The following is a 17,765-nucleotide window of genomic DNA, read 5'->3' as shown; positions in this document are numbered from 1 at the left end:
AAGCGGCAGCGGCAAATGTTTTCTGCGCGAAAGCAAAGCGGCAGCGGCAAATGTTTTCTGCGCGAAAGCAAAGCGGCAGCGGCAAATGTTTTCTGCGCGAAAGCAAAGCGGCAGCGGCACGATATTGGTCACACAAGCTTTTTCACAGGATGTGAAGGTTTTAGCTTGTGTTCCTCTATTTAATGTGGGGGATGAGGAAAACCCCGCTGATTGAAGTTTCACTTTACTTCTTTAAATATGTGTCGTATAGGTGATGAAGTGCCTCTTCGCCATTCATTTGTAGAATCGTTTCATCATTTAATACTAGTGTTACATTGGTCAGTGCGCTATCAATTGTTTTATTCGTTATCGTACATGTAACAGTTACTTTACCCGTTTCAGCGAGTTGCTTTTTCATCGCATTGTCCCATGGTTGTTCAGAAAATAGTGGTTCTCGCCATGTACCACTCACATGAAGCTCATTTTTTTCCGCGTCATAATCCCAGCGTGTGTCACGTAAAATAGTTTTAAATAGGTCATTAACAGTAAAAGCTGTGTCTTTATAGTTAATGTCGATTGCTCGTATAGCATGTACATCTCGACTAACTGCGCTGGCTGCGGAGTCTGCTGCTGAATTAATACCCGAAACAGCTTCTTCAATCTCAGATAGTCGATCACCACAGCCTGCCAGCAATGCTCCAAAGCATGTTATACAAGCCATTTTTGTCATCCATCTCACAAGGAGTCCCTCCAGTTTTGCAAGTTGTTACTACTATAATAACGAAAAGAAAAATACGAAGAAAGGGCATGAAGGTGGCAGATTGTGACGGTTTTGCAACGATGCGACCTCCACTTGAATGTTCGATAGTTTGAATTTTAAATATCTGAAATTTTAGTAAATTCACGAAAGAAAGGGAGCGGTTTGTGATGAAGATTAATGATGAATTACTTGAGCGATTAGGGACTTATTTTGTGTACCATGACGTCTATGAAAATTATGGGATTACCTTTGAAAATTTTGTTGATCGCTGGTTACGTGGGATACTTGATGTATAAAGAGAATTAGAAGAGTCGTGTTCAGCGCATGAACACGACTCTTTTGTTTTATTTAAAATAGTTAGTGATAAATTGGTTGGCCTCTTGCCAGTTATATACTCGTACGACATTGTCTGGAATTGCAAGACGGTTATAAGGAGTATCAAATAATACGACGGGTATTTTTAATTCCTCCGCAAGCATAACCGCATTATCATGCTTATCTTCAAAGAATGCCTCAACACCGTGTTTTTTTGCTACTGAAATTTTATCGTGACTACCTATGAGCTCTATATGATCGTACGGGATGGATTGTGCATTAAACCAGTTTACCGTAATATCTGATACATTTTCTCCACGAGCAGAGATGTAATAAAGTTCGTAGCATTCTTTCCATGTATTTAAAATATCTTTCGCATCTTTAGCTGTTTCAGATACCTCGTACATATATGGCTCATTTTCTTTAAACCATGTATTAAATGCTATACGATCGACAGGGTGCGGAAATGCTGATAAAAAATCATATTCACACACATCGTCAAGCGTAATATTTACATTGTACTGTTTATTGATATGTGGAATAAGTGTACTAGGACATGTTACTGTCCCGTCAATATCAATACCAAAGCGAGGCTTTTTCATGCTAGCATCTCCTTAGGCGTTTGCTTTAGCTGCTTCTTCAGCAGCTCGTTGTTCTGCCATTTCAGCTGCTAATTTATCAATTTCCTTTTTCAGTTCTTCAACCATTGTTTCTTCAGGCACTTTACGAACTGTTTTGCCCTTCATGAACAGTAAACCTTCACCGCGTGCACCTGCAATACCGATATCTGCTTCACGTGCTTCACCAGGACCATTTACCGCACATCCAAGAACCGCTACTTTTAATGGGACATTAAGTTTAGAAATATATTCTTCTACTTCATTGGCAATTGAAATTAAATCAATTTCGATACGACCACATGTTGGACATGAAATAAGTGTCGCCATATTAGAGGCAAGACCGAATGATTTTAACAGCTCACGCGCTACTTTTACCTCTTCAACAGGGTCAGCTGATAAAGAAATACGTAACGTGTTTCCAATACCTTTTGATAGGATCGCACCAAGGCCAGCCGCTGATTTGACAGTACCTGCAAATAGCGTGCCTGATTCAGTGATACCTAAATGCAGTGGATAATTAAAGGCTTTAGATGCTTTCTCATACGCTTCAATAGCCAAATTCACATCTGATGCTTTCATAGACACGATAATATCGTGGAAGTCCAAGTCTTCTAAAATTTTAATATGATGAAGAGCAGATTCTACCATACCATCAGCAGTAGGGTAACCGTATTTTTCTAATATATGACGTTCTAAGGAACCAGCATTTACTCCGATTCGAATCGGGATACCTTTTGCTTTAGCTGCATTTACAACAGCTTCTACTTTTTCCTTACGACCAATATTACCTGGGTTAATACGAACTTTATCAATACCATTTTCAATTGCTTTTAATGCTAATTTATAGTCAAAGTGAATATCAGCTACTAATGGAATATGGATACGTTTTTTAATTTCTGCAATTGCATCAGCTGCACGCTCATCTGGCACAGCGACACGAACTATTTGACAGCCTGCTTCCTCAAGACGAAGAATTTCTGCTACTGTTGCTTCGACATCATGTGTTTTTGTTGTACACATACTTTGAATGAATAATTCATTACTACCACCAATTGTTAAGTTACCGACACGTACGGGACGTGTATTTGTACGGTGACAAATTTCACTCATTAACTTTCTCTCCTTTTCGGGCCATACTTTCGACCGTCACTGACATTTATTTTAGCAGTGTAAGAAAATAAGGACAAGGAAGAAACGCTAACTTTTCATTTTCCACACTTGTTTTCGAATTCAAATGATAGAGGAAGCTTAATATTTTCACCAGGAACAAGTGCCTGTAATTGTAAATGAGGGTTTAATTCGTAAAACAATTGTAAGCGTTCAGGAAAGGTCATGGGTACTTTTGCAGGATGCAGCGCAAATAGGCTACTAATTGTATCACCTTGAATGGTCTGTACAGTGATATAATTTGGCTCACGTTGCTTTTCACAAAGGGCGTTTTCTGTATTTTTCGGATAAAAGGAAGTAAGCTGCAATGACCCTTCAGTTAAATCTACTTTCAAGACAAAAGCAATAATAATGATAATGGCTGTTAACACTAATGCACGCAAAAAATCCCCTCCTTTTCTACACTATATTTAGAAGAGGGGGGAATCATGCACATTATTTTACAATTGGTTGTTTTGGATATTTTGTGAAGGCTACGATTAATAGAGTTACAGTTAAAAGTAAAGAAAAAACCGAGATAATTGTACTGTTAATTGGTAGATAATCTGCTAGCATACTTAAAAGAATTGCCCAAGTCATGGCAAATGTTGTTGTGCGCCAAATATGACGGTATTCACCGCGGCGCTTCATAACTTTTAAGATAAATAGTCCCGCTAATGCATAAAGAGCAATTTGTGTAAAAATAAGCATCGTTGTAAAAACAAAAAGCATAATGAACGTCACGGGATACAATAGCCATTTAACGTCTTCTATGTATTCTGTTAAACCATTCAAACTAGTCATATCAAAAGTATCAACAGACATACCAGCCGTAAAACGACCAAAAGAGAAAACTGTAACGATAGTAATTAGCAGAAAGGTATATTGAATGATTTTTCCGATTGGTAATAAGCGATAGGCAGCTAGTTTTTTTGGATGTATTAAGCTATCGATAAAAAGTTGTGAGTGTTTCATAACATATCTCCTCCAATCGCTATTCTAACATGTTCAACTAGGACAAGATATGAAATAAGTATTAATAACTGAGAGGACGATGATAAAATGTTAATATTGTGTAAAGAAGTTAAAGGTTTTCTTTACTTTTTGTACGCTATCATTTAAAGATTAGGAATAGAGTTGTTGAGACGTAAGAATTGGAGCGAAGACAATTGACAATAGATTGGCAAAACATACTGTTTCAATTTTTAGGCGGTTTAGGTGTCTTTTTGTTTTCCATTAAATTTATGGGGGATGGACTCCAAAAATCGGCAGATGATCGACTGCGTGAATGGTTGAATCGTTTTACAACAAATCCTTTAATGGGAGTGTTAGTAGGTATTATCGTAACGATTTGTATTCAGTCGAGCTCTGCAACAACGGTGATTACTGTTGGGCTAGTGAGTGCAGGTTTTCTAACATTGCGTCAAGCAATCGGTGTCATCATGGGTGCAAACATTGGCACGACGATAACGGCATTTATTATTGGTATTAATATTGGTTTTTACTTTTACCCATTATTGGCCATTGGTGCTGGATTTTTATTTTTCTTTAAGAAAGCAACGTACCAGCATATCGGACAAATATTATTTGGCTTTGGGGGATTATTTTTAGGATTAGAGCTAATGAGTGCAAGTATGCAATCACTTCATCAACTAGCGGACTTTACATCCTTAACACTTCATTTAAGCAATCAGCCTATTTTGGGAATTTTGTTAGGGACGGTCTTTACGTTGCTTGTTCAAAGCTCTACAGCAACGGTTGGAGTACTACAAGGTTTATATGCTGAGCATTTAATTGGCTTAGATAGTGCATTGCCTATATTATTTGGCGAAAATATAGGCACGACGATTACAGCAGTCTTGGCCTCACTCGGTGCTTCTATATATGCAAAACGTGCAGCAGCGGCACATGTGCTGTTTAATGTAATAGGTACTATCATTTTCATGGTGTTCTTTATACCATTTATGCAGTATGTTCAGTGGATTAGTGAGCTATTCCATTTAGAAGCGAGAATGCAAATTGCGATAGCGCATGGTTCTTTTAATGTTTTTAACATGATTATTCAGCTACCATTCATCGCAGGGTTAGCTGCACTTGTCACAAAGCTACTTCCTGGACATGATGGGAATATTGATGTAACAACGAAGCATTTAGACCCGTCATTCATTGATTCCTCTCCGGCGATTGCACTTGGGCAAGCGAAGGAAGAGGTGTTACGCATGGGTGAGCATGCACTACGTGGTTTAGAAGAAACATTTTTATATATGAAAACAGGTGAAGCAGCACATGTTCCTACGGTGTTACAGTTGGAAGTGGGGCTCAATCATTTAGATAAAGAGATCACCAATTATTTAGTGATGGTGTCTAAGCAACCACTTTCCCGTGCAGACTCAGTAAGACACCATACACTTTTAACAAATGTACGAGACATTGAACGTATCGGTGATCATTTTGAAAATATTTTAGAGCTTTTACAATATAAAGATCATCATGAGGTAAGTTTAAGTAAATCAGCACGACAAGATTTAATTGGCATGTTTAGCTTAGCGATTGAAGCTGTACGAAAGAGTATTGAGGCACTTGATACGGCAAGTTTAAGCTTGGCACAGGAAGTAACCGAGCTAGAAAGTTTGATAGATGATATGGAGGATAAGTTAAGACAAAAACATATTGCGCGATTAAATACAAATGAGTGTAGTGGAGCAGCAGGAATCGTCTATACGGATATTGTTAGCAATTTAGAGCGTATTGGTGATCATGCTGTTAATATAGCTGACTCTATTTTAGGGATTCGACATTAGCTCGATTTTGCTAAAAAAAACATCTGCTGCTGTCGCTTCACTTTCGCACAGAAACATTTGTTGCTGTCGCTTCGCTTTCGCTACAAAAAATATCTGCTGAATGAAGATAAATGAAACTTTTGGTTTTATGAATCCGTAAGAAAGGCAATGCACAACAAAAGGAGAGAGTTTTGATGGAAATCGTTGGCTGGATATTAGTGATTGCCTGCTTTATCGTTTCATTTGTTGGATTGGTATATCCAATAATCCCAGGTGTGCTTTTTTTACTTGGTGGTTTTTTAGTATATGGATTGTTTTTTTCATTTGCAGAGTTAAGCTGGTGGTTCTGGGCGAGTGAAATTATATTTGTTGTCATATTATTTGCTGCTGATTCTGTAGCAAATGCCTTTGGTATAAAAAAATTCGGTGGCTCAAATGCTGGTATGTGGGGTAGTACTATCGGATTGTTAATTGGTCCGTTCGTCATTCCGGTTGCAGGTATTTTAGTGGGGCCGTTTTTAGGAGCGCTGATTGCGGAGTTAATCGTGGAGCGTCGTACGTTTGGAGAGGCCGTGAAAAGTGGTGTTGGATCTCTAGTTGGCTTTTTAACATCGACACTAGCAAAGGCTGTGATTCAAATTGTTATGATTGTAGTGTTCTTTATAGCGCTATAATTTCTATCCAATGAGGTTTAGCAAGTTTAAAAAAGGGTAAGATAGTAATCGTATTGGTTTTTCGGTCAAAAGGCTGAAATCTTTAAATTGAAGTATTTTTCGTTGAATGGTTTGACCAATTTTGATAATCTAAGGATGTACTAATTATTTCTTTATTTTAGGAGGAACTTAACAATGGCTTATGAATTACCACAATTAACTTACGCATATGACGCATTAGAACCACATATTGATGCTAAAACAATGGAAATTCACCACACTAAACACCACAATACTTATGTGACAAACTTAAACGCAGCAGTAGAAGGTACTGAATTTGCTGAAAAAGACATTAACGATCTTATCGCAAACCTTGATGCTCTTCCAGCTGACAAACAAACTGCTGTACGTAACAACGGTGGCGGACATGCTAACCACTCATTATTCTGGGAATTAATCGCTCCAGGCGGTTCAAACACTCCAGTTGGCGAAGTTGCAAAAGCAATCGATGCTAAATTCGGTTCTTTCGATGCATTCAAAGAAGAATTTGCAAAAGCTGCAACAACTCGCTTCGGTTCTGGTTGGGCTTGGTTAATCATTGATGGTGACTCAGTTGCTGTTACATCTACTCCAAACCAAGACTCTCCAGTTATGGAAGGTAAAACTCCAGTTCTAGGCTTAGACGTTTGGGAGCATGCTTACTACTTAAACTACCAAAACCGTCGTCCAGATTACATTGGTGCATTCTGGAACGTAGTAAACTGGGATGTAGTTGAAGCGAAATTCCAAGCAGCAAAATAATTATTGTTTAACTTCTTTGAGTAGAAGTTAAAGCCTCCGGCGGATGTCACGGAATCGGGAAGGAGTTCTTTGTGCTAGCACAAAGCCGAATCTGGACGCAATTATGCCGAGGCATAATTGATTAGAAGGCTATGTCAAAGGTGATAAATCACCTTGGCATAGCCTTTTTTATTGTGTAAATATCGCAGGTGAATGCCCCCTACGCCTGCTAACGGATAGAAGAACGTCATAGGAGAGGTAATTGCTGGATTTGTGAAGCGTCAAGTTGTTCCTAACACCCATATTAGATGCTATTGATAGGCAATAGAAACCTTTCTCTTTAATATGCCGTCAAATAAATGATGTTTTCAACATGAATTCGCAAGAGCATGCTTTCCTGTAGTACCTTCGAATGGTATACTAAGTATCGTGTATTTTAATTGTAATTAGATAAGGAGGGGAATACATATGCGCAAAACACCGGGAAAAAATCGCGCGGCGAGTGTTAAAGCAAAACATCACTCTAACTTAACATTTCGTATGAATGTCCTTTTCTTTGCTATATTCATCATCTTTTCAATGTTAATTTTTAGGCTTGGCTATATGCAAATTGTAAAAGGGGAAGATTATGTGCGCATTTTAGAGCGTACAGAGGAGGTACCTGTCAATACAAGTGTGCCAAGGGGACGGATGTATGACCGTTACGGACGTATTCTAGTGGATAATCATCCTGAAAACGCTATTACGTATACGAAAATGCAGACGACAACAACGGAGGAAATGCTAGACATAGCTGAAAAGCTGGCACAGTTGATTGATCAGCCAACCAACCGTATCACTTTACGTGATAAACAAGATTTTTGGATTTTAAAAAATCATGACGCTGCTTATGAAAAGATAACAGAGGCAGAGGAATCGAAAATTAGAAAGCAAGAACAAATTACGACAAGTCAGATCAATGCACAAATTGATAAAATTGTACGTGACCGAATTACTCATGAAGAATTAATGCAATTAACTGATGCTGATTTAGAAGTACTAGCAATCTATCGAGAGATGGCATCCGGCTATAATTTATCACCGCAAATTATTAAAAGTGAAAATGTATCGGCCGATGAATTTGCACGTGTTTCTGAACGTTTAACTGAACTGCCTGGCGTCAACACAACGACAGACTGGAAGCGTGTGAAATTATCTTCTCTTTCTATTTTAGGGCGCACAACAGTACCAACAAAAGGTATTCCAAAAGAAAAGCTGAATTATTATTTAGCTCGTGATTATTCACGAAATGACCGTGTTGGAGAAAGTTATATTGAAGCGCAGTATGAAGAATTATTACAAGGGCAAAAAACAGTTGTTAAAAATATTACCAATAAAAAGGGGCAAGTTGTCGATACCGTTACTACCTATGAAGGTGAGCCTGGTAAAGATTTAAAGCTAACACTGGATAGTGAGCTACAGGTAGAAACGGAAAAAATTGTTGAGGATGAGCTACTCAAGTTAAAAGCACTTCCTAGTTCATATTTATTGGATCGTGCCTTCTTAATAATGATGGACCCAAATACAGGTGATATTTTATCGATGGTTGGTAAGAAAATTGAAAAAGATCCTGACACAGGGAAAAATATAATCGTTGATTATGCGTATGGCTCGTTTACTACAGCGTATGAGGCGGGTTCTTCAGTGAAGGCAGCAACATTATTAACTGGTTATAATCTAGGAGCCATTTCAACAACTACTGTATTAGGAGATGAACCAATCCATTTACTGAGTACGCCAGTAAAAAAATCAATATTTAACCATGGTGGTTATATTTCAATGGATGGGCAAAATGCCTTAGAACAATCTTCGAACGTTTATATGTTTAAAACAGCTTTGCTAATTAATGGAACACCATATAGCTACAATATGCCATTACGTCTGAATGACCAAACATTCCCAAAAATGCGTAATTCATATGCACAGTTCGGCTTAGGTGTAAACACAGGGATTGATTTACCAAATGAATTTAGTGGCGTACAAGGTCCTACAGGTCCAACCTATGGGGGGAAAGTACTTGACTTAGCGATTGGGCAATACGATACGTATACACCATTACAATTAGCACAGTATATCTCAACAGTTGCCAATGGTGGTTATCGCATTCAACCGCATGTTGTGAAAGAGGTACGTGAGCCATCTAAAGATGGGCAAGAGCTTGGTCAATTAGTAACAGAAATAGGACCAACTGTTTTAAATCAAATTAATAATTCATCTGATGAAATCAACTATGTGAAGCAAGGACTACGCCGCGTCTATACGGGTGCCAAAGGTACAGCAGCAAGACTGTTTTCTAATGCTCCATTTACAGCAGCGGGTAAAACAGGGACGGCTGAGGTAGTTTATTACGGACCTTTACGTGAATATTATGGAACGAACACAATTAACTTAACACATGTGGGCTTTGCACCATATGAAAATCCTGAAATCGCCTATGCAGTTGTTATTCCATGGGCAACAACTAACCTAAATCAACATTTATCTAATAACAATGAAATTGCTCGTCGTTCTTTGGACAAATATTATGAGTTAAAAGAAAAATACGAAGCTGAAAAAATTTCAGATAGTAATGTGAAGCAACCAATTTTACCGGCTGTTACAAAAGATAAAATTGGTGAGGATGAGCAACAATAATAAAAAAGCGCTAGTGCACGCCCATGAACTGCCCCGTAAAAGTTAGACATCAATCTAACTTTTACGGGGGTTTTTTTATTGACTCTCATATATTGTTATTCTTTAATCACACGTTTGTTTTGGGTTTTTATGAAGTATAGGAATAAATATTTGAAATGGATAAAGCCTTTATGAATCTGATAAATGTTGCTAAAGATGCCTGCAACAACGGAATGTACTAACTAGGTGAGTGGGAGAATTGGTCATTAAGATACAAAAAGAAAAGAATCTGCGAATACCGGGAAATACCTAGCGGCAAGTAAGCAGATTCTAGTCATTATATTAAGTATAAAGAAACTTATTAAGCAGATAGTTGTTGAATTGCTAATTCAAACTGTTGCTTCGGTTTTTTTCCATAAAGCTCTATATTATTACAGAAATAAGACTCTACCATAAAATCAACAGCTTCCTGTAGAGTAAATTCTCGATGGTCCATAACAAGTGTTAAATACGTTTTAAAGTAATCGGCATTTTGTACTTTTGCATGATTAATCACAAAGTCAAACTCCTCTTATATTATTTACTGACACAATTGCATATTATAGCATCTTTTCGACAGGAAGCAAATTTATCTTCATCCAGAAGAAGACTCCTCTTTTGAAGGTGGTGAGATGAATGCGGATGTGATCCCGATTCAGTGGATGTTCAAAACACCTATTGAAGGCGACAGCAACAACAATTACGCCTAGGAGTAATTGATTGCAATTGTAAACTCATCTTTACAATTGTTTACAAAGTATTACATTCCTTTACGTCTCTTTTACGAACCGTTTATACGACTTCAACAATTAGTCATTATAGTAAAGATTGTAAGACAAATAACAATAAAAATGTTAGTGACGGAGGCAAATGAGATGAAAAAGTGGAAGTACTTAACGATGACAGCGGTAATGGGTTCAGCATTAATGCTTGGTGCTTGTGGTAACGACTCTGCACAAAATGGTAACAATGCAGAAACAAACGCACCAGCGAGCTCAGGACAAGACGCTGCAGACGAAAAACTGCAAGGGGCTGTAACTGGAGATGGTTCATCAACAGTCGCACCTATTATTGAAGCAGTTGTTGAAGAATATGCAGGGATTCAACCGAATGTCAAAGTATCGGTAGGTGTTTCAGGTACTGGTGGTGGCTTTGAAAAATTCATCGCAGGTGAGACTGACTTTTCTAATGCATCTCGTCCAATAAAAGATGAAGAGAAAGCAAAACTGGAGAAAGCAGGAATTGCTTTTACAGAGCTTCCTGTAGCATATGATGGTTTATCAGTAGTCGTGAATCCTGAGAATGATTGGGCAAAAGATTTAACAGTAGAGCAATTAAAGAAAATTTGGGTTGAAGATGGTAAAGCTAAAAAATGGTCTGATATTGATCCATCTTGGCCAGATGAAAAAATCGTCTACTACTCACCAGGTACAGACTCAGGGACGTACGATTACTTTGATGAAGTCATTTTAGACGGCGCTGATCTAGCAAGTTCAGCAACATTATCAGAGGATGATAACATGCTAGTTCAAGGTGTAGCGGGTGACAAAAACGCAATCGGCTTCTTTGGCTACGCTTATTACCTAGAAAATAAAGATAAATTAAGCATTGTGAATATAAATGGTGTTGAGCCAACAAATAAAACAATTGAATCTGGTGAATACGCACCTCTTTCACGACCACTATTTGTATATGTGAAAAATAGCGCTATGAAAGATAATGAAGCTTCATATGATTTCATTAAATTTACACTTGAAAATGCAGGAGATATGGCAGAAGCAGTTGGTTATGTCAGTCTACCTGAGGAAAAGTATGCTGAAGCTTTAAAAACTTTAGAAGGTTTAAAATAAGAAGACATGCATAGAGGGAAAGAGATGTATGCTCTTTCTCTCATTTATTTGAAAGGAGTACCCAATGGTTTCTCAAAAGGAAAATAAGACATCATCTGTGCAGCAATTAATTGCAAATTCGCGCAATCATAAAACGAAGAAAATAGTGGAAAAAGCAATGCCAGCTCTATTATTTTCTGCAGCTCTTATCTCGATACTGACGACATTTGGCATTGTTTTCACCCTTATTTTTGAAACGTTTGAGTTCTTTAAACGTGTGTCGATTACGGATTTCCTATTTGGTACACAGTGGCTACCGTTTTCAGGGAAGGAACCATTATTTGGGATTTTACCTTTAATCGCAGGAACATTGAAAGTCACAATTATTGCTGTTGCTGTAGCAGTACCATTTGGCATTGCTTCAGCAATATATTTAAGTGAATATGCAAGCGAAAAAGTTAGACGTACGGTTAAGCCTATTTTAGAGGTACTAGCAGGTGTACCAACAATCGTTTATGGCTTCTTTGCATTAACATTTGTAACGCCGATGTTACAGCAAATTATTCCTGGATTAAAACTTTTCAATGCGCTAAGTCCAGGGATTGTTGTTGGGATTATGATTTTACCAATGATTACGTCGCTTTCTGAGGATGCTATGTCATCAGTTCCAAATAGTATGCGTGAAGGAGCATTAGCTCTTGGAGCAACGAAGTTTGAAGTAGCTATTAAAGTAGTATTACCAGCTGCATTATCAGGTATTGTCGCTTCAGTTGTTCTAGCCATTTCCCGGGCAATTGGTGAAACAATGATCGTTTCACTTGCAGGTGGATCTACACCTAAATTTGACTTAGATGTAACAGACTCGATTCAAACGATGACTGCCTATATTGTACAAGTTGCAACAGGCGATGCTGGTTATGGTACGACCATTTACTATTCTATTTATTCAGTCGGATTCACATTATTTATCTTTACTTTAGTAATGAATTTACTCGCTCACTATATTTCGAAACGCTTCAGGGAGGTTTACTAGCATGCGCTATATTGATGACACGGTCGTCATGAAACGAATGACAAAGCGTATTACATTCAATAAAGTTTGGAAGTTCTTCTTCTTCTTAGCAACAACCTTTGCTTTAGTGACATTAGCTATTTTGCTGTACCGTATTGTGACACAGGGTGTCGACTATTTAACAATTGATTTTTTAACAAACTTTGCTTCACGTTTTGCAGATAAAGCGGGCGTCAAGGCAGCTCTAATAGGTTCGCTTTGGCTGATGGCAGTAGTTGCCCCAGTGTCCATTCTATTAGGTGTAGGGACTGCAATCTATTTAGAGGAATATGCAAAAAAAAATAAACTAAACGACTTTATTCGTATGAATATCTCTAACTTAGCGGGCGTACCTTCCATTGTTTTTGGTTTACTTGGATTAACAATTTTCGTTCGAATGATGGGGTTAGGAAAAAGTATTTTAGCAGCTGGTTTAACAATGAGTTTATTAATTTTACCAGTTATTATTGTGGCGGCACAGGAGGCGATTCGTGCAGTACCGAATGAGCAACGAGAAGCATCATACGGAATGGGTGCAACAAAATGGCAAACAATTTTGCGTGTTGTTCTACCAGCAGCTATCCCTGGGATTTTAACTGGAAGTATTTTAGCGTTGTCTCGTGCTATTGGTGAAACAGCACCACTTGTTGTTCTTGGGATTCCTGTTATCCTGCAGTTTTTACCTAACAGCTTATTAAGTCAATTCACTGCTTTACCAATGCAAATTTACGATTGGGCAAAACGTCCACAAGAGGCATTCCAATATGTAGCGGCAGCCGGTATTCTAGTGCTTATGACAGTACTTTTATTGATGAATTCAATTGCCATCTTTATTCGAAATAAATTCCAAAAACGTTATTAATGAGGTGACCTTATGGTTATAGATATTAAAGAGGAAAAATCAGTTGTCAAATCGATTCATACGGCTATAAAGCCTTCTACTGATATTGCCAAAAAAGTAGTATATGATACTCGCAATTTAAATTTATGGTACGGCGATCATCATGGCTTAAAAGACATCAATTTAAGTATCTATGAAAATGAAGTAACAGCGATCATTGGCCCTTCTGGCTGTGGGAAATCTACCTATTTAAAAACTCTAAATCGAATGGTAGAGCTGGTACCGAGTGTTCGAACTTCTGGAGAAATATTGTATCGTGAGCGCAATATTTTAGATAAAAGCTATACGGTGGAGGAATTACGCACTCGCGTAGGTATGGTATTCCAAAAGCCTAACCCATTCCCGAAGTCTATTTATGATAATATTGCATATGGCCCACGTATCCACGGCATTAAAAATAAAAAAATTCTTGATGAGATTGTTGAGAAATCATTACGTGGTGCGGCCATTTGGGATGAAGTAAAGGATCGTTTAAATCAAAATGCATATGGTTTATCAGGAGGTCAGCAACAACGTATTTGTATTGCACGTTGTTTAGCAATTGAGCCAGATGTTATTTTAATGGATGAGCCAACATCCGCACTTGACCCAATTTCTACACTAAAAGTAGAAGAACTTGTACAAGAGCTGAAAAAAGATTACTCAATTATTATCGTGACACATAATATGCAACAAGCAGCACGTATTTCCGATCGTACAGCATTTTTCCTAAGTGGAGAGGTTGTTGAATACGATAAAACAGACGTTATCTTCCAAACACCAGCAGATCAACGTACTGAAGATTATATTTCAGGTCGTTTCGGTTAAGGAGGAGTAATAGATGGTAGTACGTGAACGTTTTGAACAGGAGTTAAAAGAAGTCCAAGCGCAATTTATCGATATTGCTACAAGTAGTATCAATGCTCTAAAATTAGCTTTTGAAGCATTATTAGAGCAGGATTTAGAAAAATCCTTAAAAATTCTTGAGGATGATTTAGTCATAAATCGTCTTGAGGAAGAAATCAATGATCATGTTATTCTAATGATCGCAAAGCAACAGCCAGTAGCTACTGATTTACGTCGACTCATGGTACTAGTTAAAGCCGCATCAGATATGGAAAGAGTAGGGGACTATGCGGTTAATATTGCAAAAGAGACAATTCGTATTGGCAAAGAGCCACTCGCCTTTCCTACAACAAATTTGCAAACAATGTGTAATAAAACAGTAGAAATGTTAGAGAGTATTATTAAAGCCTTTACAGAGGAAGATACTGCACGTGCCAAGGAGATTGCGGAACTAGATGATTATGTAGATGATTTATATGGGGCAACTATAACGCTATTACTTCGTGCAGGTGCTGAAAATCCAGCCCATATTTCTCAAATTACACATTTAACATTTGTTTGCCGATATTTAGAGCGCTCAGCTGACCATGCAACAAACATTGCGGAACATTTATTTTACTTAGTCAAAGGTAAACATTATGAATTAAATAATTAAGTAGAGAAGAGCCAATTATAGGCTCTTTTTAGTTTGTCGACACAAGAATGAAAAAATTAGAGTGTAGTATTAAACAATGTTGATTTTCACTCCGAGCTGGCGCTTTCTACGGGGTGAGCACAGAGCCTCTTCCTCCACTTATGTTGGTGCTGTCGCTTTCGCTTTCGCACAAAAAAATATGTTACTGAAGTTTCGGTTTCTCCAATAAATTAGAGTAACATGCCAGAAGATACATACTAAGAGAATTGGTTGATTGGAGTGTAGACAGAGCGGCTCATCCGACGCCCACTGGAAAGCGCTCAGTCGGAACAGAAATCAGTCCTTGTTTTGCTGAAGATTCGTACTTTATTAATAGTAAATAACAGCAACATAGTTAATCAAAATAGCGTCAAATTACTGCAAGCATTATTGTATTGTCAAAAAAATATTTTGGTTATACTATAGACATTATCCGAAAAAAATCAGGCTTAGGAGGTGCTGCTTCGTGAAAGACGCTGTAGAATTACTCATAGAGAAACTTGCTCTGGATATCACGTCAGAACAACGTGACTATTTATATTTTCTATATGAAAACTTACATCTTGAGGAATTAAGTGACAAGGAACAACATTTTTTTATTGACTATTTTTACAAGAGTAAAACATTACGAAATATGGCAGCATTTGCGCTTGAATTGGCTGATATCATGCATGAAATTCGAGAAAATATACCAGCTATTGAGCTAGCTGAACGATTAGCCGATGGAAATGAGCAGCGCTTGTATTATGAACGAAAGTGGCAGGAAGCTAGGCGTCGAAAATTAAAGCATCAGACAACAAAAAAAGGAAATATACTCTATGTTCCATTTGATGAATACAAAAAGGAACTAGGTCCAATCATTATCTGTCTTGAACAAACAACTGGTATGGCCGCATATTCTGAGCTTTGTAAAAGTATGATTTTGCCGTTATTTATGAATGCACATCGGGAGCGTCGGGATTTATATATCATTCCTTATGACTGTCAAATTCATGTGCATTATCGATTTGAAAACGGTCATCTAAATTTATCCGATTTTAAGGATTTTATTGAATATAAGGCAAACGGAGAAGCTGCTATTCTGCCCGTATTACATTTTGTGAAGGGCTTACTTCAAGAAAATCAACATTGTACAGATGTAGATATTATTTTTTTTACAGAAGGTACTCCTGTTGATGGGCAACATTTAGTTGGGAAGCATGTGAAATCCATGCTGGAGGAAATGAAGCATAAGTATCATGCAGAATTTTCGATTATTGCCATGCATGAGCATAATTTTAATGAACAACAATTTTGGTTTGCCAGCAAGGCATTTTTTGCGGATGATGCTATTCAATAACACCAAGGAGCTTACCACTACTAAGGGTCGGCTCCTTTTCTGTGAATATACATAGGAAGGTTAAAGGAGAATTACATGGATTTATTGCATTGGTTATTACCCAATATTTCGGTACCAACATGGATGGACGTTATTATTGCTATTGTTCTTTGTGCCGTCGGTTGGCTTTTTCAATATTTTGTTATAAAGAAAATTATTAACCGTATAGTTATATTTTTAAAAAATCGTCAACGTGATTTTCAGGCAACTGTGCTTGCACAATTTAATAAAGCCATTGGTTATGCATTTATGGCTACAGTCATTGTGCTAAGCTTATCATATTTGATAGATGTACCTTTATTTACACATAAATCATCAAAGAATTTTGTGTTGTCTATTATGGTTTTTTTTGCTTTTAAGGGTGTATATGATGTTTTGAATTTTTATACGAAACAACCTTTACAACTAAATAGTGAAGAGGAACAAAATGTCCTACTACCATTTTTTCTTCGTATAGGAAAAGTGGTGATTATGATTTTTGCCATGTTTACCATTGCTTCATTTTGGAACTTTAACTTAAATGGCTTTTTAACGGGAATTGGCTTAACAGGAGTGGCGATTGCCTTCGGTATTCGAGATACCTTGGCACATGTTTTCGGTGGGATGTCAGTTGCTTTAGACAATCCATTTCAAATTGGTGATTGGATAGCAACAGAGGATCAAAAGATAGAAGGAACAATTGAGGATATTAATCTTCGAAGTACTCTCATTCAAACTGGAGATAAAGGACTTGTATATGTACCAAACTCCTATTTAGTAAATCGGCCAATTTATAATTTATCGAGAAGAGAAAAACGAAAATGTGAGCAATTTTTATTTGTAGCTGCTGAAAATGAAGAAGAAAAATTACGCAGTGCTTTCACTGCTATTCAAAAGGAAATTTATTTGCATCCTAAGACAGAAAAAGAAATGATTCATGTATTTATAGATGAATTTTATTCAACCTCTTATCGTGTCCTTGTACGTTTCTATGTGGCAACAAATGATACGGCAGTGATGCTAAACGTACGACAGGATATTTTGTTTGTCATTCGTCAAATATTTGAGGAACTAAATATTGTCCAGTCCTCTCCAACTGAAGATGAATGGCTTCGTAACAAAAAAATAATTTGAATTGTTAGTTTTTTTGTTTTACAATGAAAATGAGAAATCAGCTTAGATGAAGAGTAGTAGCTATTAATATTTGTTATAGAGAGCTAGTGGCTGGTGCAAACTAGTACAAATAAATGGTGAATGGACTTCGGAGCTCTAATCCTGAAAAAAGTATGGATTAGCGTTTGCCTACGTTATAGGGCATAGAGTGGGTCTTTTAACTTCTTTCAGCGGATATTACGTAATCGGAGAGGAGTGCTTTGTGCAAGCGCAAAGCCGACTGCGGACGTAA

The 17,765-nt window shown here is 37.4% G+C and carries 19 protein-coding genes and 1 other annotated feature (1 of these 20 cut by a window edge); of the genes, 13 read left to right on the top strand and 6 right to left on the bottom strand.

Annotated elements, in window-relative coordinates:
• Window positions 1–214, top strand: a 214-nt coding sequence (locus ACIQXF_RS06765; RefSeq protein WP_402780450.1) for a hypothetical protein, incomplete at its 5' end; no start/stop codon positions are given.
• A gap of 9 nt (window positions 215–223) precedes the next feature.
• Here ACIQXF_RS06765 and ACIQXF_RS06760 read toward each other — a convergent pair.
• Window positions 224–709: a hypothetical protein gene (locus tag ACIQXF_RS06760; RefSeq protein ID WP_402780591.1), complete on the bottom strand. Its 486-nt coding sequence runs from the start codon at window positions 707–709 to the stop codon at window positions 224–226.
• 197 nt (window positions 710–906) lie between these two features.
• Between ACIQXF_RS06760 and ACIQXF_RS06755 the strand changes: the two genes are divergently transcribed.
• Window positions 907–1,035, top strand: coding sequence for a hypothetical protein (locus ACIQXF_RS06755; RefSeq protein WP_402780447.1), 129 nt, complete (start codon window positions 907–909; stop codon window positions 1,033–1,035).
• A gap of 48 nt (window positions 1,036–1,083) precedes the next feature.
• On the opposite strand, the gene ACIQXF_RS06750 is transcribed toward ACIQXF_RS06755, so the two are convergent.
• The 4 genes from ACIQXF_RS06750 to ACIQXF_RS06735 all read right to left on the bottom strand — a co-directional run bounded on the left by ACIQXF_RS06750 (window position 1,084) and on the right by ACIQXF_RS06735 (window position 3,795).
• Window positions 1,084–1,656, bottom strand: a complete 573-nt coding sequence (locus tag ACIQXF_RS06750) for a 5' nucleotidase, NT5C type (RefSeq protein ID WP_402780444.1) — start codon at window positions 1,654–1,656, stop codon at window positions 1,084–1,086.
• A gap of 12 nt (window positions 1,657–1,668) precedes the next feature.
• The gene (ispG, locus tag ACIQXF_RS06745; protein ID WP_402780441.1) at window positions 1,669–2,784 is read right to left on the bottom strand and encodes a flavodoxin-dependent (E)-4-hydroxy-3-methylbut-2-enyl-diphosphate synthase; all 1,116 of its coding nucleotides are present in this window, start codon (window positions 2,782–2,784) and stop codon (window positions 1,669–1,671) included.
• Window positions 2,785–2,879: 95 nt separating this feature from the next.
• A complete protein-coding gene (locus tag ACIQXF_RS06740; protein WP_402780438.1) occupies window positions 2,880–3,224 on the bottom strand; it encodes a hypothetical protein in 345 nt (114 codons plus the stop codon).
• Window positions 3,225–3,276: 52 nt separating this feature from the next.
• A complete protein-coding gene (locus tag ACIQXF_RS06735; RefSeq protein ID WP_402780435.1) occupies window positions 3,277–3,795 on the bottom strand; it encodes a DUF1189 family protein in 519 nt (172 codons plus the stop codon).
• Between the two features lie 194 nt (window positions 3,796–3,989).
• Between ACIQXF_RS06735 and ACIQXF_RS06730 the strand changes: the two genes are divergently transcribed.
• The 4 genes from ACIQXF_RS06730 (at window position 3,990) to ACIQXF_RS06715 (ending at window position 9,706) form a co-directional block, all read left to right on the top strand.
• On the top strand, window positions 3,990–5,621 hold the full coding sequence (locus ACIQXF_RS06730; protein ID WP_402780433.1) for a Na/Pi cotransporter family protein: 1,632 nt from the start codon (window positions 3,990–3,992) through the stop codon (window positions 5,619–5,621).
• A gap of 173 nt (window positions 5,622–5,794) precedes the next feature.
• Window positions 5,795–6,274, top strand: a complete 480-nt coding sequence (locus ACIQXF_RS06725; RefSeq protein WP_402780431.1) for a DUF456 domain-containing protein — start codon at window positions 5,795–5,797, stop codon at window positions 6,272–6,274.
• A 174-nt stretch (window positions 6,275–6,448) separates the two neighbouring features.
• Window positions 6,449–7,054: a superoxide dismutase gene (locus ACIQXF_RS06720; RefSeq protein ID WP_402780429.1), complete on the top strand. Its 606-nt coding sequence runs from the start codon at window positions 6,449–6,451 to the stop codon at window positions 7,052–7,054.
• A gap of 447 nt (window positions 7,055–7,501) precedes the next feature.
• On the top strand, window positions 7,502–9,706 hold the full coding sequence (locus ACIQXF_RS06715; RefSeq protein WP_402780427.1) for a peptidoglycan D,D-transpeptidase FtsI family protein: 2,205 nt from the start codon (window positions 7,502–7,504) through the stop codon (window positions 9,704–9,706).
• Window positions 9,707–10,046: 340 nt separating this feature from the next.
• Here the strand turns inward: ACIQXF_RS06715 and ACIQXF_RS06710 are convergent, their stop codons facing one another.
• A complete protein-coding gene (locus ACIQXF_RS06710) occupies window positions 10,047–10,241 on the bottom strand; it encodes a hypothetical protein (protein WP_402780425.1) in 195 nt (64 codons plus the stop codon).
• 358 nt (window positions 10,242–10,599) lie between these two features.
• On the opposite strand from ACIQXF_RS06710, the gene ACIQXF_RS06705 reads away from it, so the two are divergent.
• From ACIQXF_RS06705 to ACIQXF_RS06675, 7 genes are all read left to right on the top strand, one after another.
• The gene (locus ACIQXF_RS06705) at window positions 10,600–11,574 is read left to right on the top strand and encodes a PstS family phosphate ABC transporter substrate-binding protein (RefSeq protein ID WP_402780588.1); all 975 of its coding nucleotides are present in this window, start codon (window positions 10,600–10,602) and stop codon (window positions 11,572–11,574) included.
• A 64-nt stretch (window positions 11,575–11,638) separates the two neighbouring features.
• The gene (gene pstC, locus ACIQXF_RS06700; protein WP_402780423.1) at window positions 11,639–12,586 is read left to right on the top strand and encodes a phosphate ABC transporter permease subunit PstC; all 948 of its coding nucleotides are present in this window, start codon (window positions 11,639–11,641) and stop codon (window positions 12,584–12,586) included.
• Between the two features lies 1 nt (window position 12,587).
• Window positions 12,588–13,466 (top strand): phosphate ABC transporter permease PstA, encoded by an 879-nt coding sequence (gene pstA / locus ACIQXF_RS06695; RefSeq protein WP_402780421.1) that lies wholly within the window; start codon window positions 12,588–12,590, stop codon window positions 13,464–13,466.
• A 54-nt stretch (window positions 13,467–13,520) separates the two neighbouring features.
• Window positions 13,521–14,312, top strand: a complete 792-nt coding sequence (pstB, locus tag ACIQXF_RS06690) for a phosphate ABC transporter ATP-binding protein PstB (RefSeq protein WP_402780585.1) — start codon at window positions 13,521–13,523, stop codon at window positions 14,310–14,312.
• 13 nt (window positions 14,313–14,325) lie between these two features.
• A complete protein-coding gene (gene phoU / locus ACIQXF_RS06685; RefSeq protein ID WP_402780419.1) occupies window positions 14,326–14,985 on the top strand; it encodes a phosphate signaling complex protein PhoU in 660 nt (219 codons plus the stop codon).
• Between the two features lie 484 nt (window positions 14,986–15,469).
• Window positions 15,470–16,342 (top strand): vWA domain-containing protein, encoded by an 873-nt coding sequence (locus ACIQXF_RS06680; RefSeq protein ID WP_402780417.1) that lies wholly within the window; start codon window positions 15,470–15,472, stop codon window positions 16,340–16,342.
• Between the two features lie 75 nt (window positions 16,343–16,417).
• On the top strand, window positions 16,418–17,494 hold the full coding sequence (locus ACIQXF_RS06675) for a mechanosensitive ion channel family protein (protein ID WP_402780415.1): 1,077 nt from the start codon (window positions 16,418–16,420) through the stop codon (window positions 17,492–17,494).
• A 34-nt stretch (window positions 17,495–17,528) separates the two neighbouring features.
• Window positions 17,529–17,765 (top strand) — a binding site (T-box leader); it runs 63 nt beyond the window's last position.

The organism is Lysinibacillus sp. NPDC097231 (assembly GCF_044761885.1).
GTDB lineage: Bacteria > Bacillota > Bacilli > Bacillales_A > Planococcaceae > Lysinibacillus.
The sequence above is the reverse complement of the archived record's forward strand: the minus strand, read 5'-3'. Positions and strand labels throughout refer to the sequence as shown.